Origin of the sequence: Burkholderia sp. AU30280, from assembly GCF_020420125.1 — a bacterium.
Classification (GTDB): domain Bacteria; phylum Pseudomonadota; class Gammaproteobacteria; order Burkholderiales; family Burkholderiaceae; genus Burkholderia.
Genome location: NZ_JAIZRY010000005.1, coordinates 71,160 through 95,949, shown reverse-complemented (window position 1 = coordinate 95,949; position 24,790 = coordinate 71,160). Strand labels below are relative to the sequence as shown.

Annotated in this window: 19 protein-coding genes and 1 pseudogene; 12 read left to right on the top strand and 8 right to left on the bottom strand. The window is 67.9% G+C overall.

The window, feature by feature from the left end:
• Positions 1-31 precede the first annotated feature (31 nt).
• The 4 genes from LGN17_RS13300 to LGN17_RS13285 all read right to left on the bottom strand — a co-directional run bounded on the left by LGN17_RS13300 (position 32) and on the right by LGN17_RS13285 (position 5,159).
• A complete protein-coding gene (locus LGN17_RS13300; protein ID WP_226197217.1) occupies positions 32-961 on the bottom strand; it encodes a Gfo/Idh/MocA family protein in 930 nt (309 codons plus the stop codon).
• A gap of 25 nt (positions 962-986) precedes the next feature.
• A complete protein-coding gene (locus tag LGN17_RS13295) occupies positions 987-1,916 on the bottom strand; it encodes a dihydrodipicolinate synthase family protein (protein WP_226197216.1) in 930 nt (309 codons plus the stop codon).
• A gap of 50 nt (positions 1,917-1,966) precedes the next feature.
• Positions 1,967-3,328: an MFS transporter gene (locus LGN17_RS13290; protein WP_226197215.1), complete on the bottom strand. Its 1,362-nt coding sequence runs from the start codon at positions 3,326-3,328 to the stop codon at positions 1,967-1,969.
• 79 nt (positions 3,329-3,407) lie between these two features.
• Positions 3,408-5,159 (bottom strand): IlvD/Edd family dehydratase, encoded by a 1,752-nt coding sequence (locus LGN17_RS13285; RefSeq protein ID WP_226197214.1) that lies wholly within the window; start codon positions 5,157-5,159, stop codon positions 3,408-3,410.
• Positions 5,160-5,273: 114 nt separating this feature from the next.
• Between LGN17_RS13285 and LGN17_RS13280 the strand changes: the two genes are divergently transcribed.
• Complete coding sequence (locus tag LGN17_RS13280; protein ID WP_226197213.1) at positions 5,274-6,224, top strand: LysR substrate-binding domain-containing protein; 951 nt, start codon at positions 5,274-5,276, stop codon at positions 6,222-6,224.
• A 2-nt stretch (positions 6,225-6,226) separates the two neighbouring features.
• On the opposite strand, the gene LGN17_RS13275 is transcribed toward LGN17_RS13280, so the two are convergent.
• Entirely contained in the window at positions 6,227-6,703 is a 477-nt protein-coding gene (locus tag LGN17_RS13275) for an OsmC family protein (protein WP_226197212.1), read from the bottom strand.
• A gap of 92 nt (positions 6,704-6,795) precedes the next feature.
• Here LGN17_RS13275 and LGN17_RS13270 point away from each other — a divergent pair, with 92 nt between their 5' ends.
• Together LGN17_RS13270 and LGN17_RS13265 are read left to right on the top strand one after the other, a co-directional pair.
• Positions 6,796-7,437 (top strand): GntR family transcriptional regulator, encoded by a 642-nt coding sequence (locus tag LGN17_RS13270; RefSeq protein WP_226197211.1) that lies wholly within the window; start codon positions 6,796-6,798, stop codon positions 7,435-7,437.
• Positions 7,438-7,873: 436 nt separating this feature from the next.
• Complete coding sequence (locus LGN17_RS13265; RefSeq protein ID WP_226197210.1) at positions 7,874-9,979, top strand: TonB-dependent siderophore receptor; 2,106 nt, start codon at positions 7,874-7,876, stop codon at positions 9,977-9,979.
• Between the two features lie 135 nt (positions 9,980-10,114).
• Here LGN17_RS13265 and LGN17_RS13260 read toward each other — a convergent pair whose 3' ends face one another.
• Positions 10,115-11,149 (bottom strand): LacI family DNA-binding transcriptional regulator, encoded by a 1,035-nt coding sequence (locus tag LGN17_RS13260; protein ID WP_226197209.1) that lies wholly within the window; start codon positions 11,147-11,149, stop codon positions 10,115-10,117.
• Positions 11,150-11,338: 189 nt separating this feature from the next.
• Between LGN17_RS13260 and LGN17_RS13255 the strand changes: the two genes are divergently transcribed.
• The 5 genes from LGN17_RS13255 (at position 11,339) to LGN17_RS13235 (ending at position 17,673) form a co-directional block, all read left to right on the top strand.
• Complete coding sequence (locus tag LGN17_RS13255; protein WP_226197208.1) at positions 11,339-12,487, top strand: ABC transporter ATP-binding protein; 1,149 nt, start codon at positions 11,339-11,341, stop codon at positions 12,485-12,487.
• Between the two features lie 9 nt (positions 12,488-12,496).
• Entirely contained in the window at positions 12,497-14,482 is a 1,986-nt protein-coding gene (locus LGN17_RS13250) for a beta-galactosidase (protein ID WP_226197207.1), read from the top strand.
• A gap of 63 nt (positions 14,483-14,545) precedes the next feature.
• The gene (locus tag LGN17_RS13245; protein WP_226197206.1) at positions 14,546-15,805 is read left to right on the top strand and encodes an ABC transporter substrate-binding protein; all 1,260 of its coding nucleotides are present in this window, start codon (positions 14,546-14,548) and stop codon (positions 15,803-15,805) included.
• Positions 15,806-15,859: 54 nt separating this feature from the next.
• Entirely contained in the window at positions 15,860-16,804 is a 945-nt protein-coding gene (locus LGN17_RS13240; RefSeq protein ID WP_226197205.1) for a carbohydrate ABC transporter permease, read from the top strand.
• 17 nt (positions 16,805-16,821) lie between these two features.
• Entirely contained in the window at positions 16,822-17,673 is an 852-nt protein-coding gene (locus LGN17_RS13235; RefSeq protein ID WP_175965238.1) for a carbohydrate ABC transporter permease, read from the top strand.
• A gap of 1,172 nt (positions 17,674-18,845) precedes the next feature.
• On the opposite strand, the pseudogene LGN17_RS13230 reads toward LGN17_RS13235, so the two are convergent.
• Positions 18,846-19,238 (bottom strand): annotated as a pseudogene (locus LGN17_RS13230) (DUF6306 domain-containing protein); the annotation flags it as partial.
• A 264-nt stretch (positions 19,239-19,502) separates the two neighbouring features.
• Positions 19,503-20,273: a transcriptional regulator GlcC gene (gene glcC, locus LGN17_RS13225; protein WP_226197203.1), complete on the bottom strand. Its 771-nt coding sequence runs from the start codon at positions 20,271-20,273 to the stop codon at positions 19,503-19,505.
• 219 nt (positions 20,274-20,492) lie between these two features.
• Here glcC and glcD point away from each other — a divergent pair, with 219 nt between their 5' ends.
• From glcD to LGN17_RS13205, 4 genes are read left to right on the top strand one after another with little or no spacing between them, the layout of a single operon-like run.
• Complete coding sequence (glcD, locus tag LGN17_RS13220; RefSeq protein ID WP_226197202.1) at positions 20,493-21,992, top strand: glycolate oxidase subunit GlcD; 1,500 nt, start codon at positions 20,493-20,495, stop codon at positions 21,990-21,992.
• Positions 21,992-23,068 carry a glycolate oxidase subunit GlcE gene (glcE, locus tag LGN17_RS13215; RefSeq protein ID WP_226197201.1) on the top strand — a complete coding sequence of 359 codons (1,077 nt, stop codon included), beginning with the start codon at positions 21,992-21,994 and terminating at the stop codon, positions 23,066-23,068. The genes glcD and glcE overlap by 1 nt, the downstream gene beginning before the upstream one ends.
• Before the next feature lie 24 nt (positions 23,069-23,092).
• Positions 23,093-24,313 carry a glycolate oxidase subunit GlcF gene (gene glcF / locus LGN17_RS13210; RefSeq protein WP_226197200.1) on the top strand — a complete coding sequence of 407 codons (1,221 nt, stop codon included), beginning with the start codon at positions 23,093-23,095 and terminating at the stop codon, positions 24,311-24,313.
• A gap of 20 nt (positions 24,314-24,333) precedes the next feature.
• Positions 24,334-24,738, top strand: coding sequence for a GlcG/HbpS family heme-binding protein (locus LGN17_RS13205; RefSeq protein WP_175952762.1), 405 nt, complete (start codon positions 24,334-24,336; stop codon positions 24,736-24,738).
• Positions 24,739-24,790: the final 52 nt, after the last annotated feature.

Sequence of the window (24,790 nt, the reverse complement as noted above, 5' to 3'; positions counted from 1 at the left end):
TGCGCGGCCGCGGCGAAGCGCGCCGGCACGTTCATCGGCCGAACGCGTCGGTCTGGACGCGCCGCCCGAACAGAAACGCATCGGCGACGAGCCGCAGCGGCCGCACGTCGACATCGCTTGCACCGCGCGCGATCAGCGCGCGGAAGTGCGCGTACAGCGCCGGATACTCGCGTTCCGGCCCGAGCTCGACCGGCTCGCCCGCGATCGACAATTGCGCGCCGCCGCGGCTGATCGCGAGCACGCCGTCGGCCGTATCGACCGCGATCTCCCATTGCTCGACCGGGCCGTGCCGCCAGTCGAATTCCGCGCGCACCGGCACGCCGTCGGTATCCGCGCAATCGAGTTCGGCCGCGATCGGCGTCTGCACGTCGCTCGGCACGATGAGCGTCGCCTCGCGCAGCACGAGCTCGCGCGGCAGGATCCGCGTAACGATCGACAGCGCGTTGATGCCCGGATCGAACACGCCGAGGCCGCCCGGCTCCCAGATCCACTGCTGCCCCGGATGCCAGCGCCGCACGTCCTCTTTCCAGCGCACCTGCACCGCGCGGATCGTGCGCGTCGCGAGCCACGCGCGGGCGGGCTCCACCGCGCTCGCGCAGCGCGAATGCCAGGTCGCGAACAGCGTGAGGCCGCGTTCGTGCGCGAGCGCCTCCAGCGCGGCCACTTCGCCGAGCGTCGCGCCGGGCGGCTTCTCGAGCATCACGTGCTTGCCGGCTTCGAGTGCGGCACGCGCCTGCGCGTAGCGCACCTGCGGCGGCGCGCACAGCGACACGGCGTCGAGCTCGCGCTCGGCGGCCAGCAACGCGCGGAGGTCGCGATAGTTGCGCACGCCGGTGACTTCCGCATGGCGGCTCGCGCAGGCCGTCAACGCGAAGCCCGGTTCGGCGGCGATCGCCGGAAGATGCTGGTCGCGCGCGATCTTGCCGATCCCGACGACGCCCAGCGAAACCTGATCATTCATCGTGCATGTCTCCTTCGCGTATCGCTCAGTGCGCCCAGCGCAGCACGAGCGGATCGAGCCGGCGCGCGATCGCGAGCAGCTCCGCGCGCGTGTCCGGATGCAGTTCCGGCATCGGATGCCGCGGCCGCTCGCACGCGATCACGCCGCCTGCGCGCATCAGCGCCTTCGCGGTGAGGATCCCGGACTGGCGGTTCTCGTGATTGATCAGCGGCAGCCATGCCTGGTAGCGCGCGTACGCATCGTCGTGGCGCCCGTCGCGCCATGCTTCGAGGATCGGCCGGATGCCGTCCGGATACGCGCCGCCCGTCATCGCGCCGGTCGCGCCCGCATGGAGGTCGGCGAGCAGCGTGATCGCCTCCTCGCCGTCCCACGGCCCCTCGATCGCGTCGCCGCCGAGCCGGATCAGCTCGCGCAGCTTGTTCGCGGCGCCGGGCGTCTCGATCTTGAAGTACGCGACCTGCTCGATCTCGCGCGCCATCCGCGCGAGGAACGGCGCGGCGAGCGCGGTGCCGCTCGCGGGGGCGTCCTGGATCATGATCGGGATGGCGATCGCGTCGGACACGCGCGCGTAGAACTCGAAGATCTGCGCTTCGGGCACGCGGAACGTCGCGCCGTGATACGGCGGCATCGCCATCACCATCGCCGCGCCGAGCTGCTGCGCGCGCAGGCTGCGCGCCGCGCACACCTGCGTGCTGTAGTGCGACGTCGTGACGATCACCGGCACGCGGCCCGCCACGTGTTCGAGAATCGTGCGCGTGAGCATGTCGCGTTCGTCGTCGGTGATCGCGAACTGCTCGGAGAAGTTCGCGAGGAGGCACAGCCCGTCCGAGCCCGCGTCGATCATGAAATCGACCGCGCGCTTCTGGCTCGCGAGGTCGAGCTCGCCGGTGTCGGTAAACGTCGTCGGGACGACGGGGAAGATGCCGCGATAGCGCGGCGTGCTGCTCGAGGTCATGGTTCGGTCCTGCGTCGGTCGATGCGGCATTCAGCCGGAAAACAATGCGTTCAGGATTCGCGGGCGAGCGCGCCCGCGGCCGGCTGCGGCGCGCGCAGCGTCGCGCGGACCACGAACGTGATCAGCACCGCGAACAAAAGCGTCGCCGCGAGGAAATACAGGCCGGCCGCGAGGCTGCCGGTCGCCTGCTTGATCAGGCCGATGCCGTACGGCCCGACATAGCCGCCGAGATTCGCGAGCGAATTGATCGCGGCGATGCCGACCGCCGCGCTCGTCCCGGTCAGGAACTCGCCGGGCAGCGCCCAGACGACGGCCTGGATCGAGTAAAGCGAGAACGCGGTGAGGCAGATGAACAGGAACTGCAGCGCGGGCTGACGCGCCCATGCGCTGGCGGCCATCGTCAGCGCCGCGGCGGCCGACACGACGACGATGTGCCAGTAGCGTTCGCGCGTGCGATCCGAATGACGCGGCACGACCAGCAGCCCGACCACCGCGAACAGGTACGGCACGGCGGACAGCAGGCCGGTGGCCGTGTCGCCCGCGCCGAACGCGTGAATGATCGTCGGCAGCCACAGCGACAGCCCGTAGATGCACAGCGGGAACGGCAGGAACAGCGCCGCGAGCAGCAGCACGCGCCGGTCGGCCAGCGTGGCGAGCGGGTTGCGGTGCGCGTCGGGGCGGTACGTGTCGCGATCGGCGGCGAGCTGGCGCGCGATCCAGCGCCGCTCGTCATCGTTCAGCCAGCGCGCGCGATCCGGCGATTCGGGCAGCAGCCGCAGCGTCGGCCACACGAGCAGCACGGCCGGCAGGCCGCTGGCGACGAACAGCGCCTGCCAGTTCGACAGCCCGAACAGCCCGTGCGTCGACAGCAGCCAGCCCGCGAGCGGCCCCGTCACGATGCCGGCGATCGGCTGCGCGAGCACCAGCAGCCCGATCACGCGCGCGCGGCCGCGCATCGGAAACCACTGCGTGAGGAAATACAGGATGCCCGGATACAGGCCGGCTTCGGCCGCGCCGAGCAGGAAGCGCAGCACGTAGAAGCTGGCCGGCCCCTGCACGAGCGCCATCGCCATCGTGATCACGCCCCACGTCGCGAGAATCCGCGCGAACCACACGCGCGCGCCGAAGCGGCCGAGCGCGAGATTGCTCGGCACCTCGCACAGGAAATAGCCGATGAAGAACAGCCCCGCGCCGAACCCGTACGCCGCGTCGCCCAGGCCGACGGCCGCATTCATGTGCAGCTTCGCGAAGCCGACGACCGTGCGGTCGACGTAGGCCACCACGTAGATCAGCGCGAGAAACGGCACCAGCCTGCGCGTGAGCGTGCGCATCAACCGCCGTTCGTCGACGGCGGCCGACGGGCCGGATTGAGCCGCGGCCGGTGTCGCGGACGGGTGCTGCGTCGTCGTCATCGTGTCTCCATGGGTGGGCTGTGCCGGCGTCGTCGCCGGTCTGTCCTGCTTCACCTGTGCCGCGTTTCGCGCACGCCGCTCAATGCGAGTGGCTCGGCACGTCCGCGCCGCGCGTGCCGACCAGGAAGTCGAGGTCGCACCCCTCGTCGGCCTGCAGCACGTGATCGACATACAGCCGCGCGTAGCCGCCCTTGCCGAGCTGGCCGGCCACGCCCGGCGCCGCGTTTGGATCGACGTCCGACAGGCGGCGCTGCAGTTCGTCATCCGTGATGTCGAGATGCAGCGTGCCGGCCTCGCAGTCGAGCTCGATCCAGTCGCCGTTGCGCACGGCCGCGAGCGGCCCGCCGGCGGCGGCCTCCGGCGCGACGTGCAGCACGACCGTGCCGTATGCGGTGCCGCTCATCCGCGCGTCGGAAATCCGCACCATGTCCTTCACGCCCTGGCGCAGCAGCTTCGGCGGCAGCCCCATGTTGCCGACCTCGGCCATCCCCGGATAACCGCGCGGCCCGCAGTTCTTCAGCACGAGCACCGAGCTTGCGTCGACGTCGAGCGCCTCGTCGTTGATCGTCGCCTTGTAGTGGTCGAAGTTCTCGAACACCACCGCGCGGCCGCGATGCCTCAACAGCTCGGGGCTCGCCGCCGACGGCTTCAGCACCGCGCCGCGCGGCGCGAGATTGCCGCGCAGGATGCGGATGCCGCCGTCCGCGATCAGCGGCCGGTCGAGCGGGCGGATCACCTCGTCGTCGTAGTTCGGCGCTTCGCGCACGTTGTCCCACAGCGACTTGCCGTTCACCGTCAGCGCATCCGGGTTCGGCAGCAGCCCGGCTTCGCCGAGCCGGCGCAGCACCGCCGGCAGCCCGCCCGCGTAATAGAACTCTTCCATCAGGAAGCGGCCCGACGGCATCAGGTCGACGATCGTCGGCGTGTCGCGGCCGATGCGCATCCAGTCTTCCAGTTCGAGCGGCACGCCGATGCGGCCCGCGATCGCCTTCAGGTGGATCACCGCATTCGTCGAACCACCGATCGCCGCGTTCGCGCGGATCGCGTTCTCGAACGCGGCGCGCGTCAGGATCTTCGACAGCACGAGCCCTTCGAGCGCCATCTCGACGATGCGGATGCCGGACATGTGCGCGAGCACGTAGCGGCGCGAATCGACGGCCGGAATCGCCGCGTTGTGCGGCAGCGTGACGCCGAGCGCCTCGGCCATGCAGGCCATCGTCGACGCGGTGCCCATCGTGTTGCAGGTGCCGGCCGAGCGCGACATCCCGGCTTCCGCCGACAGGAAGTGATGCAGGTCGATCTCGCCGGCCTTCAGCGCTTCGTGCAGCTGCCACACGGCCGTGCCCGAGCCGATGTTCTTGCCTTCGAGCTTGCCGTTCAGCATCGGGCCGCCCGACACGACGATCGCCGGCACGTCGCAGCTTGCCGCGCCCATCAACAGCGCGGGCGTGGTCTTGTCACAGCCGGCGAGCAGCACGACCGCGTCGATCGGGTTGCCGCGGATCGCTTCCTCGACGTCCATCGACGCGAGGTTGCGCGTGAGCATCGCCGACGGCCGCAGGTTCGATTCGCCGTTCGAGAACACCGGGAACTCGACCGGGAAACCGCCCGCCTCGAAGATCCCGCGCTTCACGTGCTCGGCGAGCTTGCGGAAGTGCGCGTTGCACGGCGTCAGTTCGGACCACGTATTGCAGATGCCGATGATCGGCCGGCCATCGAACTCGTGATCGGGGATGCCCTGGTTCTTCATCCAGCTCCGATACATGAAGCCGTTCTTGTCGTTCGTGCCGAACCATTGGGCGGAGCGCAGCCTGGGTTTTGTTGCCGACATCGTCAGTCCTGTGGTGACGGGATACCGGCGCAGTCTAGGCAGAATTTTGATAACTCGCTAATGACGTTTTGGTCGATTACGATATCCAATTCGATATCGATATAAACCCGTACGATGCCCGAAGCCAGCCCGTGGGGAAACCGTGGCCGCCTGAAGACGCGCCAGCTTCTGCTGGTCGTCGCGCTTGCCGACGAAGGCAGCATTCACCGCGCGGCGGCCGCGCTGAACATGACGCAGCCGGCCGCGTCGAAGCTGCTGCGCGAACTCGAGGAATCGATCGGCGCGGTGCTGTTCGAACGCCTGCCGCGCGGGATGCGGCCGACGCTGTACGGCGACGCGCTGATCCGCCACGCACGCGCGGCGCTCGGCAGCCTCGACCAGGCGCACGAGGAACTGGCCGCGCTGAAGGCCGGCCATCTCGGCCATGTGGCGGTGGGCGCGATCACGTCGCCGGGCCTGCGGCTCGTGCCGCCGGCCGTCGCCGCGGTGAAGGACACGCACGCGAACGTGCGCGTGTCCGTCGCGATCGACACGAGCAATGCGCTGCTCGAACACCTCGCACAGGACAAGCTCGACATCGTGCTCGGCCGGCTGTCAGCCGAACACGACAAGCTGCACCTGCGCTACGAGCCGCTGACCGGCGAGCCGGTCGCGGCCGTCGTGCGGCCCGGCCATCCGCTGCTCGCGCAAGCGCCGCTGTCGCTCGCCGACGTGCAGCGCGCCGCGTGGGTCATGCCGCCGGCCGGCAGCGTGCTGCGCCACCGCTTCGAGCTGGTGTTCCAGCGCGCGAGCCTCGCGCCGCCCGCGAACGTCGTCGAGACGGCCGCGCTGCTGTTCATCACGCAGGTGCTCGAACAGAGCGACATGATCGCGGTGCTCGCGGAGGACGTCGCGCTGTACTACGCGCGACATGGCATCGTGTCGGTGCTGCCGCTGGAAATGGATTGCCGGATGGACGATTTCGGGATCATCACCCGCACCGACCGGCTGCATTCACCGGCCGTCGTGGTGATGGCCGACGCGATCCGCGCGGCCGCGCGGGAGGTGTACGGGATCGCGTTGTAACGTCACGCGGCCGCGCACTCGACGCGCGGCTCGCACCGGATCGGAAAGTTCACGGAGTTCGCGATATAGCACTTCGCATGCGCATCGTGATGCAGCCGCTCGGCCAGCGCGCGATCGTCGCCCGCGCGGATCGTCACGCGCGGGTGCAGCACGATTTCGGTGAAGCGCCCCTGCTCCGGGGTGTCGAGCATCGTCCCTTCGGCGTCGTCGACGTACGCGAGCACGCGGATGCCGGCTTCCGAGCAAAGATGCAGATACCACAGCTTGTGGCACGCCGAGGCCGACGCGAGTAGCAGGTCCTCCGGATTCCAGCGTGCCGCGTCGCCGCGAAACGCCGCGTCCGACGAGCCCGGGATGTCCGGCTTCGAACCGGCGCGGATCACATAATCGCGGCCATATTCGCGATACCCCGACGTGCCGGTTCCGCGGTTGCCGGTCCACTCGACTGCCACGCGGTACGTGTGTTCGCCATGCGCCATCTCGGTCTCCTTCGGTATCGGAACGTGAGGTCGTCATTGTGGCATCGGAAACCTGTTTGGTATACCATTATTCCAAAATGGGGAATCACGGAATGGAAGCCAGACTCGATTCGACGGCGGACGCGGTAGCCGCATCGCTGCGGGAAATGATCGTCAACGGCGAGCTGCAGGCCGGCGAGCGGCTCGTTGAACGCGACCTCGCCGAGCGCTTCGGGATCAGCCGGATTCCGATGCGCGAAGCCATCCAGCGGCTGGAGCGCGAAGGGCTGCTGGAGATCTTCCGCAATCGCGGTGCGGTCGTGCGGATGCTGAGCGCGTCCGACGTGCAGGAGATCTACGACATGCGTGCGCTGCTCGAAGGCGACGCGATCCATCGCAGCGTGAAGCGGCTCGACGACGAGACGCTCGCTCGCGCCGAACTCGTGCATCGGCTGCTCGGCGAATCGAACGTGCCGCGCCGGCAAGGCGAGTTGAACCGTGAATTCCATGCGTTGCTGTATTCGTGCTGCGGCAACGAGCGGCAGTTGAAGGCGATCGCGGAGCTGCGCAGCCAGGTCGAACGATATGAGCGCCTGCAAGCCACGCTGCTCGCGGACACGCCGTCGTTCCAGGTCGAGCACGAAGAGATCCTGCAAGCGTGCCGCGAGCGCAATGCGCGCGGCGCCCGGGCGATGACCGTCGCGCATCTCGAGTCGGCCCGGCGCATCGTGTTGCGGCTCGTCGAAGGCGGGTGACGCCGGCACGTGTTCGGGCACGGTCATGCGCGCAATCGCGCCGACCGGTGCGGGCAGCCCGGTTTTTCGCACGTCCGGGGCGTGGTGCGCCCGCATGAACGGCGCAGCGCGCGTGTCCACCGCTACCGTGAATCGCGCCAGTCGGTGAGCCGTCATTCGGCTTTCCACCCATCGTTGCCGAATTCGCACGGCGCAAACAATAGCCGCCGGCGACTTCCCCGAATCCCATCGCTGTCCCGAGGCTCCCCGACAAATCCGACCGTCCCGCCGCTCCCTCCGACGCCCTTTGGCACCCAAGCAACAAGGTCAGCTTACGATTGCAAATAACTCTCATTTGCATTAGATTTCGGCGCGCAAATGAACTGTTTGGAACACGGATGCCGGCGCAAGACGGCCCGCGGTGCCCGAACGCGGACCAATCTCTGAAGGACGGGGTATGAGCAAAAAGAACTGGGCGGCCGCACCGCTGGCCATCGTCGTCGGCACGGCCGGCCTGGGCGCCGCCGACGCTCAGGAACTGTCGCTGCCCGCGATCGAAGTCTCCGGGCAGCGCACGACGGCGCCGTTTCGCGCGCCGGAATCGACGAGCGCGACGCGCACCGAGACGGACGTGATGGAGATTCCGTTCGCGGTCAGCAGCGTCGACAAGAAACTGATCCAGACCGTGGCCGCCACACGCGGCGAAGACCTGTACGACTGGGTCGCCGGCGTCGCGCGGCAAAACAACTTCGGCGGGCTGTGGGACAACTACGCGGTGCGCGGCTTCGCCGGCGACGGCAACACATCCGGCACCGACTACCTCGTCAACGGCTTCTCGTGGAATCGCGGCATCGGCGTGCCGCGCGACACCGCCACGCTCGAGCGCATGGAAGTCCTCAAGGGGCCCGCGTCCGCGCTGTACGGCCGCGGCGACCCCGGCGGCCTCATCAGCTACACGACGAAGCAGCCGCAGTTCGCGCGCTCGAACACCGTCGGCGTGTCGGCCGGCAGTTACGGCGCGCTGCGCGAGACGCTCGATTCGACCGGCCCCGTCACGCAGTCGCTCGCGTACCGCTTCGTCGCGATGAACGAGAACAACGGCAGCTTCCGCGATACCGTGTCGAGCAAGCGCTACCTGTTCGCGCCGTCGTTCACGTGGGACATCGGCGCGGACACGACGCTGCACTATGAATTCGAGACCGTCCGGCAGCGCGCGCCGCTCGATCGCGGCGTGGTCGCGGTCAACGGGCAGCTCGGTGCGGTGCCGGCGTCGAGGTTCCTGGGCGAGCCGCGCGACGGCGACTTCGACGTGCGCAACTCGGGCCACCAGTTCACGCTCGAACACCGCTTCAATGCCGACTGGTCGGTCAACGCCGGCTTCGCGCAGCGCGACACCGACCTGTCCGGCCGCTCGTCCGAGGCGTTCGCGCTGCAGCCGGACGGGCGCACGCTATGGCGCCGCTACCGGCAGGTCGCGTTTCATTCGAACGACGTGCAAGGGCGTGTCGAGGTGGCCGGCAAGGCCCGCACCGCCGGCATCGGCCACACGTTCGTGATGGGCGTCGACGCCTATCGCTTCAACTACGACCAGTTCGTCGCGCGCTCGACGCCGACGGCCGCGGCGCCGTATGCGATCGACATCTTCGATCCGGTTTACGGCCAGCCGGCGCCCGTGCCGCGCACCGCGACGAACCTGCTCGAGCGCGACGACGGCCAAGGCCTGTACGCGCAGGACACGCTCGCGTTCGGGCCGCACTGGAAAGTGCTCGCCGGGCTGCGCTGGGACCGCTTTCACCAGTCGGTCGAGAATCGCCTGACGGGTGTGACCACGACCCAGCTGCAAACGGCGCTGAGCCCGAGGCTCGGCATCGTGTACGAAGCCAGCCCCGCGCTGTCGCTCTACGCGAACACCGCGTATTCGTTCCGGCCGAACAACGGCGCCGACGCGAACGGCCGCGCGTTCGATCCGGAGAAGGGGCGCGGCTACGAGGCCGGTGTGAAATGGGCCGGCACGCGCTGGCTCGCGACCGTCGCCGCGTTCTACGTGAACAAGCGCAACGTGCTGACCGCCGATCCGGCGAATGCCGGGTTCTCGCGTGCGGCCGGCGAAGTACGCAGCCGCGGCGTCGAATTCGAATGGAACGGCGAACTGGGCCACGGGTTGCGCGGCCTCGTCAATCTCGCCTACGTCGATGCGCAGGTCACGCACGACAGCGTGCTGACGCCCGGCGCACGCCTCGTCGACATTCCGCGGCTGAGCGGGAGCGCGCTGCTGATGTACGAGACCGCGCTGCCGCTCGTCGACAAGGCCGGCGCGGGCGCGGGCGTGATCTACGTCGGACGCCGCGCGGGCAACACGGCGAACACGCAGGACGGCTTCGACCTGCCCGCTTACGCGACCGTGCAGCTCAACGGCTACGTGCAGGTCAACAAGCATCTGCGCGCGTCGGTCGTGCTGAACAACCTGTTCAATCGCACGTACTACGTCAGCTCGTACAACAGCCTGTGGGTCACGCCGGGCGCGCCGCGCAGCCTGTTCGCCTCCCTCGCGTACTCGTTCTAGAACGGCCGGCCGACGTGCATCGCGCGCCGGACGCAAACCGTGCGTGCGGTGCGCGACAAGCAATCACATCGCAGACGTCACGGGCCTCTCCACCCATTGCCCGCAACGTGAAAACGCCGCGCACGTCGCCCCCCGCTACATGGCGGCGCGTCGCCCGGACACCGCCGCCGTCGTACCGCGCACCACCAACCGCGGCAACGACGCGATCCGCACGCGCGACGCATCGTCGATCCGGCCGCCCGCCTCGCGCAGCGCGTTGAGCAGTTCGACCGCGAGCCCGGCGGCCTCGGCGGTCGGGATCGCCACCGTCGTCAACGTGGGACGCGTGTCGCTCGCCAGATGAATATCGGTAATGCCGACGATCGACAGGTCGTCGGGCACGCGTCGGCCGCGATCCGCCGCCGCGTGCAGGGCGCCGATCGCGGGCAGGTCGTTGGTCGCGACCAGCGCGGTCAGCCCGGAATGTGCGTCGAGCAACCGCCCCGCCGCGCGCACGCCGCCTTCGATCGAATCGGGCTCCGCCGCGACAATCGTCGCATCGAGCCCCGCTTCGCGCATCACGTCGACGAAGCCGTCGTAGCGCGCCGCCTGCACGCCGCTCGCCGATCCGCCGACGATCACGCCGATCGTCCGGTGCCCGAGTTCGAGCAGATGCCGCGTCGCAATCCGCCCGGCTTCGCGGAAATCCACCGCCACGCACGGCAACCCTTCGGGCGGCGCATCGGGCCGCTCCCACAGACACAGCACGACCGGCACGCCGCGCGCCGCCACATCGAGCAGATCCGGCAGATGCAGGTTCGCGTTGGTCACGAGAATGCCTTCGGAGATCGTGCCGGCGATCTGGTCGAGATACGCTCGGCCCTGCAACGGATCTTCGTTCGTATTGCAGACGATCAGGAACTGCCCGTTGCGGCGCACCGCGCGCTCGACCGCCAGCGCGAACTCCGGATAGAACGGGTTCGCGATGCTCGACACCATCAGCGCGACCGTTGGCGCGCGCCCTTCCGCCAGCGCCCGCGCGGCGAGATGCGGCCGGTACCCGAGCGCCTCCACGGCTTCCAGCACCCGCGCACGCGTCGCCTCGCCCACCCGGCCGCGGTCGCGCAGCACGTTCGAGACCGTCGCGGCCGTCACGCCGGCGCGGCGCGCCACTTCATCCAGGGTTGCCATCGCTTGCCCACTATATGAGATGTCTATCCAGTATTTGCTTCGCTCACCGAAGCGGCGCACTATCGCCGCACACCCTGCCGCCCGACCGACGGGCGCGACTCGGCCGCGATCGCATCGCCTCTTTTTTTGATCGCGATGATTAAGCGCTTAATCACCGATGAAAGCGCATTAGAACATGGAGCGGAGACAATGGCGAGCATCTCGATGCGGCGCGTGCAGAAAGCCTACGGCGATCACGCGCCGGTCATTCGCGACGTCGATCTGGAGATCGGCGCGCACGAGTTCTGCGTGTTCCTCGGGCCGTCCGGATGCGGCAAGTCGACGTTGCTGCGCATGATCGCCGGGCTCGAGGACCTGAGCGCGGGCGAGCTGTCGATCGACGGCCGCCGCGTCGACGACGTGCCGGCCGCCGAGCGCGGTGTCGCGATGGTGTTCCAGAGCTACGCGCTGTTTCCGCACATGACGGTCTACGAGAACATGGCGTTCGGGCTGAAGCTCGCGCGCGTGCCGAAGGCCGAGATCGACCGGAAAGTGCGCGATGCCGCGCGCATCCTGCAGCTCGACACGCTGCTCGATCGCAAGCCGAAGGCGCTGTCGGGCGGCCAGCGCCAGCGCGTCGCGATCGGCCGCGCAATCGTGCGCGAGCCCGGCGTGTTCCTGTTCGACGAACCGCTGTCCAATCTCGACGCGGCGCTGCGCGGCCAGACCCGCATCGAGATCGCGAAGCTGCACCGGCAGTTCGAACGCGCGAGCGTCGTCTACGTGACGCACGACCAGACCGAAGCGATGACGCTCGCCGACAAGATCGTGCTGCTGCACGCCGGCGCCGATACCGCGCAGCACGGCAGCATCGCGCAGGTCGGCGCGCCGCTCGACCTCTACCACCACCCGGCCAGCCGCTTCGTCGCGGGCTTCATCGGTTCGCCGCGCATGAACTTCCTGCCGGCCGTCGTGACCGCCTGCGATGCGCATCGCACGGCCGTCACGCTCACGCCGTCCGGCGAAACCTTCGTGCTGCCGCGCAACGGCGCGGCGCTTGGTGCGGGCGCCGCCGTGACGCTCGGCATTCGCCCCGAACACCTGACGCTCGGCGCCGCGCACGACGCGACGGCACTCGCCCGCGACGTCGCGCTCGTCGAACGCCTGGGCGAGCAGACCTACGTGCATCTCGACCAGCCCGGCGGCCACTCGCTCATCGCGAAGGTGCCCGGCGACGCGCAGGTGCGCAGCGGCGAACGCGTGCTCGTGCATGCGCCGGCCGCGGCCTGCCATCTCTTCACCGAAGACGGCCGCGCGGTGCCCGCGTGCGCCGATGTCCACGTTCACCACTACGCATAAGGATCGGGCATGCGCCTCGGAGTCTGTTACTACCCGGAACACTGGCCGGAAACGATGTGGGCCGACGATGCCCGCCGGATGAAAGCGCTCGGCATCGAGCAGGTGCGGATCGCCGAATTCGCGTGGAGCCGCATCGAGCCGTCGCCGGGCGAATACGACTGGGGCTGGCTCGATCGCGCGGTCGACGTGCTCGGCGCAGCGGGCCTCGAGATCGTGATGTGCACGCCGACGGCCACGCCACCGAAATGGCTGGTCGATCGTCATCCCGACATCCTCGCGATCGGCGCGGACGGCCGGCCGCGCGCGTTCGGCTCGCGCCGCCACTACGACTTCTCGTCGCCGACCTATCTCGAAGCGTCGCGCCAGATCTGCACGGCGGTCGCCGAGCGCTACGGTCGCCACCCGGCCGTGCGCTACTGGCAGACCGACAACGAGCTGGGTTGCCACCAGACCGTCGTCAGCTACTCGCCGGCCGCGCTCGTGCGCTTCCGTGCGTGGCTGAAGGCGCGCTACGGCACGATCGACGCGCTGAACCGCGCGTGGGGCACCGTGTTCTGGAGCATGGAGTATCGCCACTTCGACGAGGTCGACGCGCCCGTCGGCACCGTGACCGAGGCCCACCCGTCGCATCGCCTCGACTATCGGCGCTTCGCGTCGGACGAAGTCGCGCGCTATCACCGGATGCAGGTCGACGTGATTCGCGCACATTCGCCGGGCCGCCCGGTCGCGCACAATTTCATGCAGCTGTTCACCGAGTTCGACCATTACGAGGTGGCGCGCGACCTCGACATCGCGACCTGGGACAGCTATCCGCTCGGCGCGCTCGAGGAGCAATGGTTCGCGCCTCACGTGAAGGCGCGCTGGCTGCGCACCGGCCACCCCGACTTCGCGTCGTTCAATCACGACCTCTATCGCGGCATGTCGAAGCTGCCGTTCTGGGTGATGGAGCAGCAGCCGGGCCCCGTGAACTGGGCGCAGTGGAACCCCGCGCCGCTGCCGGGCATGGTGCGCCTGTGGAGCTGGGAAGCGTTCGCGCACGGCGCCGGCTGCGTGTCGTACTTCCGCTGGCGGCAGGCGCCGTTCGCGCAGGAACAGATGCATGCGGGCCTGCATACCCCCGATAACCAGCTCGACGAAGGCGGCCGCGAGGCGCAACGCGTCGCGCGCGAGATCGCGGCCCTGCACGACGCCGGCGCGGACGCGGACGGCGCCGTGCGTGCCCCCGTCGCGCTGGTCTTCGACTACGACGCGAAGTGGCTGTTCGAAGTGCAGCCGCAGGGCGCCGATTTCCACTACCCGCGCTTCGCGTTCGAGTACTACTCGGCGCTGCGCTCGCTCGGCCTCGACGTCGACATCGTTTCCGCGCACGCGCCGCTCGACGGCTACCGCCTCATCGTCGTGCCGCCGCTGCCGGTCGTGCCGGACGATTTCGCCGCGCGGCTCGCGGCCTCGGGCGCGCATGCGGTGTTCGGGCCGCGCACCGGCTCGAAGACCGTCGACCTGCAGATCCCGCCGACGCTGCCGCCCGGCCCGCTCGTGTCGATCCTGCCGGTGCGCGTGTGGCGCGTCGAATCGCTGCGGCCGAACGTGACCGAGCGGATCGACGGCACGCTGCGCGACGGCGCGCCGCTCGCGGGCGACGCACGCCACTGGCGCGACTTCGTCGAGCTTCATGACAGCACGCGCAGCGTCGTACGCGCACGCTTTGCCGACGGTCACCCGGCCTGCGTGTCGCACGGCACGCTGCACTACTGGGCCGCGCTGTTCGACGATGCGACCACCGTCCGGCTGTTCGCCGATGTCGCGGCCGAAGCGGGCCTCGCGCCGACGCCGCTCGGCGACGGCGTGCGCGTGAGCCGGCGCGGCGGCCTGACCTACGTTTTCAACTATGGCGACAAACCGCACACGATCGACGCGGTGCCGCCGTCCGCGTTCGTGCTCGGCACGTCGCAAGTCGAGCCGCAGGACGTGGCCGCGTATCGAAGCCGTTCGTAGCAACCGCCACCGGCGCCACGATGCGCCGGTGACGTACAACGACACCCAGAACTGGAGACACGTATGACACATCGCCCCCTTCGCGTCGCTGCCCGGCTCGCCACGGCCGCCGCTGTCGCACTGGCATCGCTCGGCATGACGGCGCCCGCCGATGCCGGCACGCTGACGATCAACATCGCGTTCAAGGGCGCGAGCCAGCGCGCGGTCTGGCAGTCGACGCTCGACGCGTTCCGCAAGGCGCATCCCGACATCGACGTGAAGGCCACCTTCGTCGACGAGGAAGCGTACAAGGTGCAGCTCCCCGCGTGGCTCACCACCATCGCGCCGGACGTCGTGAACTGGCACGCCGGAGAGCGGATGGCGTACTACGCGAAGCGCGGGCTGTTCGAGGACCTGAGCGGCGACTGGGCGAAGAACGGCTGGGGCGCGATGTACGCGTCGACGCGCGACGCATCGTCGTACAACGGCAAGCAGTACGCGGCGCCGACCGTCTACTACTCGTGGGGGCTGTTCTACCGCAAGGACCTGTTCCACAAGGTCGGCATCGCCGACGAGCCGAAGACCTGGGACCAGTTTCTCGACGCGTGCAAGAAGCTGAAGGCGGCCGGCATCACGCCGATCGCGGTCGGCGGCCGCGACGCATGGACCCTCGCCGGCTGGTTCGACTATCTCGACCTGCGCCTGAACGGCAACGCGTTCCACCAGCAGCTGATGGCCGGCGACGTGCCGTACACCGACCCGCGCGTGAAGAAGGTCTACACGACGTGGAAATCGCTGATCGACGCGGGCTACTTCATCGACAACGCGCTGTCCTACGATCTCGACGGCGCGCAGCCGTTCCTGTTCCAGGGCAAGGCCGCGATGATGCTGATGGGCACGTTCATCGCAGCGGGCTTCCCGCCGAACGTGAAGCAGGAAATGGGCTACTACCGCTTCCCGATCATCGACCCGAAGGTGCCGACCGCCGAGGACGGCCCGGTCGAATCGCTGCATATCCCGACGAAGGCGAAGAACAAGGCCGACGCGCACACGTTCCTCGCGTTCGTCGAAACGCCCGAGATGGGCGCGAAACTCGCGGAAGGGCTCGGCTCGCTGTCGGCCAACAGCAAGTCGCCCGAGCCGGCCGATCCGATCTCGCGCATCGGCTTCCGGATCCTCGCCGACACGAAGGGCGGCGTCGCGCAGTTCTACGACCGCGACATGACGAAGGAAATGGCCGACGAGGGGATGAAGGGGATGCAGCAGTTCCTGGCCAATCCCGCGCAGCTCGATACGGTGCTCGCGCAGCTCGAACAGACCCGCAAGCGCATCTACAAGAAGTGACCGCGTGACCCAACCGGCGGCCCCGCGCCGCCGCGCCCGTTCAGGAGGCTTGCCGTGTCCAGTCCGATCACGTCCACCCCGCCCGCCGGCACCGCGCCGCCGCCGCGCGGGCCGTCCGCCACGGTGCTGACCGCGCGCCGCCCGTCGCCCGCCGTGCGGCGGCAACGGCGCGCCGCGTGGCTCTTTCTCGCGCCGGCCTGCGCGATGGTTGCCGTCTATGTGATCTGGCCGATCCTGTCGACGCTGTGGCTGAGCCTGTACAACTGGGACGGGATGACCGAGCGCACCTTCGTCGGTCTCGCGAACTACGTCGAACTGCTGCATGCGCCGACGTTCTACACCGCGCTGCGCAACAACGTGATCTGGCTCGCGCTGTTCATGCTCGCGCCGCCGCTCGGCCTCGCGCTCGCGTTGTACCTGAACCAGGCGGTCAGCGGCATCCGGCTCGTGAAGTCGCTGTTCTTCGCGCCGTTCGTGCTGTCGGGCGTGGTGGTCGGGCTGATCTTCTCGTGGTTCTACGATCCGACCTTCGGGCTGCTCGCGCTGATCGCCGGCCACGGCATCCCGGTGCTCGGCGACGCGCGCTATGCGACGTTCGGCATCGTATTCGCCGCGCTGTGGCCGCAGACCGCGTACTGCATGATCCTGTACCTCACCGGCCTCACGTCGCTCAACCCGGAACAGATCGAAGCCGCGCGGATGGAAGGCGCGCGCGGCTTCGCGCTCCTGTGGCACGTGGTGCTGCCGCAGTTGCGGCCGACCACCTTCATGGCGATCGTCGTCACGGTAATCGGCGCGCTGCGCAGCTTCGACCTGATCTCGGTGATGACGAGCGGCGGCCCGTTCGAGAGCTCGACCGTGCTCGCGTATTACATGTACGACCAGGCGATCAAGTACTACCGGCTCGGCTATTCCGCGTCGATTGCGGTCGTGCTGTTCGCGATCATGCTCGTCTACATCGTGTTCCAGTTGCGCCGCCTGCTGCGCAACGAGCAATAACCTGACCGGTGGCCATCATGTTTCCGACGCCCGTTGCTCAATGGAAGCCTGTCTCGCGCAGGCTGTACAAGTTGTCGCTGCCCGTCGCGCTGCTGATCTGGCTGCTGCCGATGATCGCGGTGTTCGTCACGTCGGTGCGCTCGACCGAGGAGTTGGTCGAAGGCCACTACTGGGGCTGGCCACGGCACTTCTCGATGATCGAGAACTATCGCGACGCGCTGACGACGTCGCCGATGCTGCATTACTTCTGGAACAGCGTGCAGATCACGGTGCCGTCTGTTGTCGGGTCGATCGCGCTGGCGGCGATGGCGGGTTTTGCGCTGGCGACCTACAAGTTTCGCGGAAGTACGGCGCTGTTCGGCACGTTCGTCGCCGGCAACTTCGTGCCGGTGCAAGTGTTGATGATTCCGGTGCGGGATTTGTCGCTCAGGCTGGGGGTGTTCAATACGGTCGAGGCGCTGATCCTGTTTCATGTCGCGTTCCAGACGGGGTTCTGCACGCTGTTTCTGCGCAACTTCATCAAGCAGTTGCCGTTCGAGTTGATCGAGGCCGCGCGGATCGAAGGGGCGGGGGAATGGACGGTGTTCTGGAAGATCGTGCTGCCGTTGATCCGGCCTGCGCTGGCTGCGCTGGCGATTCTCGTTTTTACGTTCGTGTGGAATGACTACTTCTGGGCGCTGTGTCTCACGCAGGGCGATGAAGCCGCGCCGATCACCGCGGGCGTGGCCGCGTTGAAGGGGCAGTGGACGACGTCGTGGAATCTTGTTTCGGCCGGGTCGATTCTGGCCGCGTTGCCGTCGGTCGCGATGTTCTTCGCGATGCAGAAGCATTTTGTGGCGGGGCTGACGTTTGGTGCGACCAAAGGTTGAACGCACGCGGCCCCGCGTATTCGTATCTCCCCCTCCGCATCGTGAGGTTGCCCGCTTCGGCGGGCTTTTTTTTGATTGTCGGGGATTGGCCCGAGGGAGATACAGGTCGTCTGTGCTCGGCCAGTTCGGACACTCGACCATAAGGGCTGAATCGCAGACAATCTTGAACACACGCTTGCCTTTGGTCAATAACGATGAAAGTTTCGAGAGATTTCGGGATCGTTGTCCGACGTGCTGCGCTAGCGGCCAAGAATGTCGACCTATCCGCGGTTATGGTCGAGTTCAATTTTCGGAAATATTTTGACGAATCCGATAGCCTTATATCACTTGGCCCGTTCTTTGGGGGCGATGCGGCCGACGAGTGTACGAGGTCATTGGAGCGGCTTGGGCTGACATACATCGACGACTTTTTTGTCTTCGAGGGGTTTGTGCCCGACTGGTGTTCGTTCGAAGTATTTTGACGTGCGTGCCGATATCGAGCTTCCGAAGACTGCTGTCGGCCACGAACGGTCATTGGACTGCTGCCCGTAGATTGGCGACAATCTGGGCCATCAAAACTATAGGTACTTCGAAATGGCTGCTTCCCTCACGGCGTTGGCGTCGCGTGGTATTCGACTCGAACTGGACATCTATGGATCAGCGGACGGCGAAGCCGATGTTCAGCAATGAAGCAGATAGACCACCTCGAGGAGATCATTCGAGATTCATTCGGCCTTTGGATCACAGGCCTCTTTGACTCAATTAGGCACTGGAATCCAACCTTTTCATTTGACGAATATAAGGCTGCGTTCTTTGACGTAGTCAGGCAATTGTTAGATGACGGTAAGATCATGTTCATCGCTCCAGGAGCAGACTGCTATACATCTCCTGCGAATCCACGTCCTCGATACACCATCTACGATCGAGATGCCCAGTGGCACGAGACGCACGAAGAAATTATTCGCCAGCTCCGGGTTCAATGGCCGAGTCACGTGTGTGATGCAAACGATGCAGAGCTATCTGTCTATTTCTACATGATCCCAGGCGTAATCTGGGTTGGCGAGGGCGGAAAACTATACGCCTCATAGAGAGCCAATAGACGGTTGAATGACTGCTCCCAGAAAACACGAAGGTCTGTTCCGGGTCGAGAAGCAACATCCACGGAAATCTGCGATGAACGCTTCCCTTGGCCGCTACTGCGACGCTGAGCTCGGTCCGCCGCCTTTGATCCGCAACAGCGCATCAACCGACCCAATATTCTTCTCATGCGCCACCAGCATCTGCGTGAGCGCATGATGCATGTCCGGCTGCGCAAGCGTCGGCAGCAACGCCTGCAGCTTCCGCACGACCCACCGCTGACCACGATTCAAAAACGCCAGCCGCCCCGCCAGATCATCGATCGCTATCGCCCTCTCATAGAACGCCCCGGTAGCATGCGTCGGCGTCGCATCGAGCGACCGAATCGCGTCGACCAGTACCGCGCACCAGTGCGCTTCGTCCTGGCGAATGCTCGCCACAAGCCTGTGAAGTTCGGGATCGTCGATTTCGGCCGCCGTCTCCGATGCAACACGCGCATCAGCGGATTCGTCCGCTGCTTTGGCGAGGCGGTGCCCGTCGTCGCGGGTTCGGTTCGACATGCGATGTCCTCCATTTCAGGAAGGGTGGCGCACCGGTTCGTCCGACGTGGTTCCGTCAGGCATAGCTCACACGACAGCGTCCACGTATCAAGGCAGACGGCAGCGGGCCACAAGAAAAATGCCTCGCAGTCTGACATCGCCATGTGACACGCGTCGCCAGGCGGCCCGTTGCGCGTGATACGCGTCAAGTCAGGCCGCAATGCACAGCCGACTTCACGTCCACCCTTCAAGCCTCAGCGTCGACCGCACGAGCCGCTGCTCCTCCTGCTCGATCTCGCGCAGATACTCGACGCACAGGCGGATATGTTCGCTCGCGGCCTTGCGCGCCTGCTCGGGCAGCCGCCCAGTGACCGCGTTGTAGAGCCGCGCATGCTGGCGGTCGATCTGCTTCTTCAGCGGTTCGCGGTGATAGAGGTTGTTCACCGACGCGAACACCGAACTGAGCAGCAGATCCGTCAACGACTGCAGCGTGTTGACGAGCACGGGGTTATGCGACGCCTCGCAGATCGCGAGATGAAACGCATGATCGAGCTTCGCCCGCGCGGCGGGATCGAGATCCTGCGTGTCGGCCGCGGTCATCTCCTCATAGCGACGCCTGATCAGGATGAAATCCGCCGGCGTACCACGCAGCGCCGCGAGCCGCGCGGCCTCCGTCTCGAGCATCCCGCGCACCTCGAACAGGTCGTACAGCGTGCGCGGCTGCGAGCCGAGCAGATGCATCATCGGCGTGATCTCGCGCTGCGGGGTCAGGCTCGCGACGAACGAGCCCTTGCCGTGCAGGGTGTCGATGATCCCGCGCGCACGCAGCAGCTTCATCCCTTCACGCACGGCCGTGCGCGACACGCCGAGCTTCTCGGTCAGCCGCCGTTCGGACGGCAATGCCTGCCCGGCCTTCAGCACGCCGTCGACGATCAGCTTCTCGATGCGCTCGGCGACGACGTCGGCCACGTTCCGCGCCGGGCCCGCCTGTTCCTGAATTTCCATACTGGTATAACCACTTCGGAAGGATATCGGCGATTTTCCCACAAACCCTTGTAGCCATTCAGTTTCACGGCGATCCAAACGGCTGCTTTCAGGCCACCCGATAAAAACTGGTATGACCACATCCGCCGCATCTGGACACGCGTGCGCCGCCCGCCAAGAATCCATCCCTTCCGGCGTGCCGCGCGTCGCGCTGCCGCCTGCATGGTGGAGACAACCCCGATGAGTTTCACCTACGACGAACGGATCGACGGCCCGCTGGCGACCGTCGGCCGCGACACACTCGTCGCCGCACTGCACGCGGCGGCGCCCGGCCTCGACGTGCTGCACGAACGCGAGGCGCTCAAGCCGTTCGAATGCGACGGCCTCGCCGCCTATCGCACGGTGCCGCTCGCGGTCGTGCTGCCCGACACGGTCGACGAGGTGCGCGCGGTGCTGCGCGTCGCGGCCGCGCTCGGCGTGCCGGTGGTCGCGCGCGGCGCGGGCACGGGCCTGTCGGGCGGCGCGATGCCGCTCGAAAAGGGCCTCCTGCTCGTGATGGCGAAGTTCAACAGGATTCTCGACATCGACCCCGATGCCGGCATCGCGCGCGTACAGCCCGGCGTGCGCAACCTTGCGATCTCGCAAGCGGCGGCGCCGTACGGCCTCTACTACGCCCCTGATCCGTCGTCGCAGATCGCCTGCTCGATCGGCGGCAACGTCGCTGAAAACGCGGGCGGCGTGCATTGCCTGAAATACGGCCTCACCGTGCACAACATCCTGAAGGTCGAGATCCTGACGATCGACGGCGACACGCTCACGCTCGGCGCCGACGCGCTCGACGCACCCGGCTTCGACCTGCTCGCGTTGTTCACCGGCTCGGAAGGGATGCTCGGCATCGTCACGGAAGTCACCGTGAAGCTGCTGCCGAAGCCGCCGAGCGTGAAGGTGCTGATGGCGAGCTTCGACGATGTCGCGGAAGCCGGCGCGGCGGTCGCGACAATCATCGGCGCGGGGGTGATCCCCGGCGGCCTCGAAATGATGGACAACCTCGCGATCCGCGCGGCGGAGGATTTCATTCACGCGGGCTACCCGGTCGACGCGCAGGCGATCCTGCTGTGCGAACTCGACGGCTCGCCGACCGACGTCGACGAAGACGCCGAGCGCGTGGCCGCGCTGCTGCGCGACGCGGGCGCAACCGAGATCCGCGTCGCGCGCGACGAAGCCGAACGCCAGCGCTTCTGGGCCGGCCGCAAGAACGCATTCCCCGCGGTCGGCCGCATGTCGCCCGACTACTACTGCATGGACGGCACGATCCCGCGCCGCGCGCTGCCGCGCGTGCTCGAAGGCATCGCCGCGCTGTCCGCCGAATACGGGCTGCCGGTCGCGAACGTGTTCCACGCGGGCGACGGCAACATGCACCCGCTGATCCTGTTCGATGCGAACCGGCCCGGCGAACTCGACCGCGCGGAAGCGCTCGGCGGAAGGATCCTCGAGCTGTGCGTCGCGGCGGGCGGCAGCATCACCGGCGAGCACGGCGTCGGGCGCGAGAAGATCAACCAGATGTGCGTGCAGTTCAACGCCGACGAGATCACGTTCTTCCACGCGGTGAAGGCCGCATTCGATCCGCAGGGCCTGCTCAATCCCGGCAAGAACATCCCGACGCTGCACCGCTGCGCCGAATTCGGCGCGATGCACGTCCATCACGGCAAGCTGCCGTTTCCCGAACTGGAGCGCTTCTGATGCGACCTGACATCGAATCGATCGACGACAGCGCGGCGCTGGTAGCCCAGGTCGACGCGGCGATCCACGAGCGCCAGCCGCTGCACATCCGCGGCGCCGGCACGAAGGCGTTCCTCGGCCGCCCCGTCGAAGGCCGCACGCTCGACGTGCGCACGCATCGCGGCGTCGTGTCGTACGACCCGACCGAACTCGTCGTCACCGCACGCGCGGGCACGCCGCTCGCCGCACTCGAGGCGATGCTCGACGCGGCCGGCCAGATGCTGCCGTGCGAGCCGCCGTCGTTCGGCGGCGCGGCAACGGTCGGCGGCATGTTCGCGGCGGCGCTGTCGGGCCCGCGCCGCCCGTGGGCCGGCGCGGTGCGCGACTTCGTGCTCGGCTGCCGCGTGATCACCGGCCACGCGAAGCACCTGCGCTTCGGCGGGGAGGTGATGAAGAACGTCGCGGGCTACGACGTGTCGCGATTGCTCGCGGGCAGCTTCGGCTGTCTCGGCGTCGTGACCGAGGTGTCGCTGAAGGTGCTGCCGAAGCCGCGTGCGACGTGCGATCTTGCGTTGCCGCTTGCCATGGACGAAGCCGTGCAGCGCATCGCCGCGTGGCGGCGGGCGGGGCTGCCGCTCGCGGGCGCATGCCACGCGGACGGCGTGCTGCGCGTGCGGATCGAAGGCGGCGAGGGCTCGGTGAAGGCCGCGCGCGACTCGATCGGCGGCGAGCGCATGGACGATCGCGACGATGCGTTCTGGGCACGGCTGCGCGACCTCGCGCTGCCGTTCTTCGACGATCCGCGCCCGCTGTGGCGCGTGTCGGCGCCGGCCGCCGCGCCGCTCGACGCATTGCCCGGCGCGCTGCTCGCCGACTGGGGCGGCGCACAGCGCTGGCTGAAAAGCGACGCCGCACCGGCCGACGTGCAGCGGCTCGCCGCGCAATGGGGCGGTCACGCGAGCTGCTTCACCCCGGGCCCGACGCGCGAGCCGTTCCAGCCGCTGCCGCCCGCGTTGTTGCGCGTGCACCGGCAGCTCAAGGCGCAGCTCGACCCGCACGCGATTTTCAATCCAGGCCGGCTGTACGCCGACTTCTGACGCGAACCCGACCCCGATCCGCCGATGCAAACCAATCTCAGCGAAGCAAGCAAGGCCCTCGCCCGGGCCGACGAAGCGGAAGCGATCCTGCGTGCGTGCGTGCACTGCGGCTTCTGCAATGCGACCTGCCCGACCTACCAGGTGCTCGGCAACGAGCTCGACGGGCCGCGCGGGCGCATCTACCTGATCAAGCAGCTGCTCGAAGGCGAGCCGTGCGGCGAGCGCACGCAGCAGCATCTCGACCGCTGCCTGACGTGCCGCAACTGCGAGACGACCTGCCCGTCCGGCGTGCGCTATCACGCGCTGCTCGACATCGGCCGCGCGGAAGCCGAGAAGCGCGTGCAGCGGCCCGCGCGCGAACGCCTGCTGCGCGCGGGGCTGCGTCATGTCGTGCCGCGCCCGGCGACGTTCGCCGCATTGCTGAAGGCCGGCCGCGCGCTGCGCCCGCTGCTGCCCGGCACGCTGCGGGACAAGATCCCGGCCGCCGCGCCCGCGGCCGCACCGCGCCCGCCCGTGCGCCACGCACGGCGCGTGCTGATGCTTGAAGGCTGCGTGCAGCCGTCGCTGTCGCCGAACACCAACGCGGCCGCCGCGCGCGTGCTCGACCGGCTCGGCATCGGCGTGAGCCCGGCGCGCGAAGCCGGCTGCTGCGGCGCGACCGAATATCACCTGAACGCGCAAGATGCCGGTCTGGCCCGCGCGCGCCGCAATATCGACGCCTGGTGGCCCGCGATCGAAGCGGGCGCGGAAGCGATCGTGCTGACGGCGAGCGGCTGCGGCGCGTTCGTCAAGGAATACGGCGACCTGCTGCGCTCCGACCCCGTCTATGCGGAAAAGGCGCAACGGGTCAGCGCGCTCGCACGCGATCTCGCCGAGGTCATCGCGGCCGAGCCGCTCGACGCGCTGGCCGGGTCGACGCCACGCCGCATCGCGGTGCACTGCCCGTGCACGCTGCAGCACGCACAGCGCCTCGGCGGCGCGGTCGAACGCATCCTGACGCGGCTCGGCTTCGATCTGACGAATGTCGCCGACGGCCATCTGTGCTGCGGCTCGGCCGGCACATATTCGCTGACGCAGCCCGAACTCGCGACGACACTGCGCGACAACCGGCTCGACGCGCTCGAAGCCGCGCGGCCGGACCTGATTGTCACGGCGAACGTCGGCTGCCAGACTCACCTGAACGGCGCGGGCCGCACGCCTGTGCGCCACTGGATCGAGCTCGTCGACAACCCCCTCGTCAACTGACCTGATTCCGGAGGAATGCCATGCAGACGAAACCCGAACTCGAACTCGCCGATGCGGACCGCATGCTCGCCGCCGCCCGCGCGGAAGCGGAACGCCACGGCTGGGCCGTGTCGATCGCCGTCGTCGACGACGGCGGCCACCTGCTCGCGTTCGCGCGGCTAAACGGCGCATCGCCGGCCAGCACCTACCTCGCGCAGGACAAGGCGCGCGCGGCGGCGCTCGGCCGTCGCGAGACGAAGGCGTATGAGGATATGATCAACGGTGGCCGCACCGCGTTTCTCAGCGCGCCGCTGACGGGGTTGCTCGAAGGCGGCGTGCCGGTCACGGTCGGCGGCCGGATCGCGGGCGCGATCGGCGTGTCTGGCGTAAAGTCCGAACAGGACGCGCAGATCGCCCGCGCCGGCACACAAAGCGTCGTGGCATAGGAGAGGGCCTGTTCACGCTAATAATGGGCTTGCGCTGGCCACCAGAAGGGCC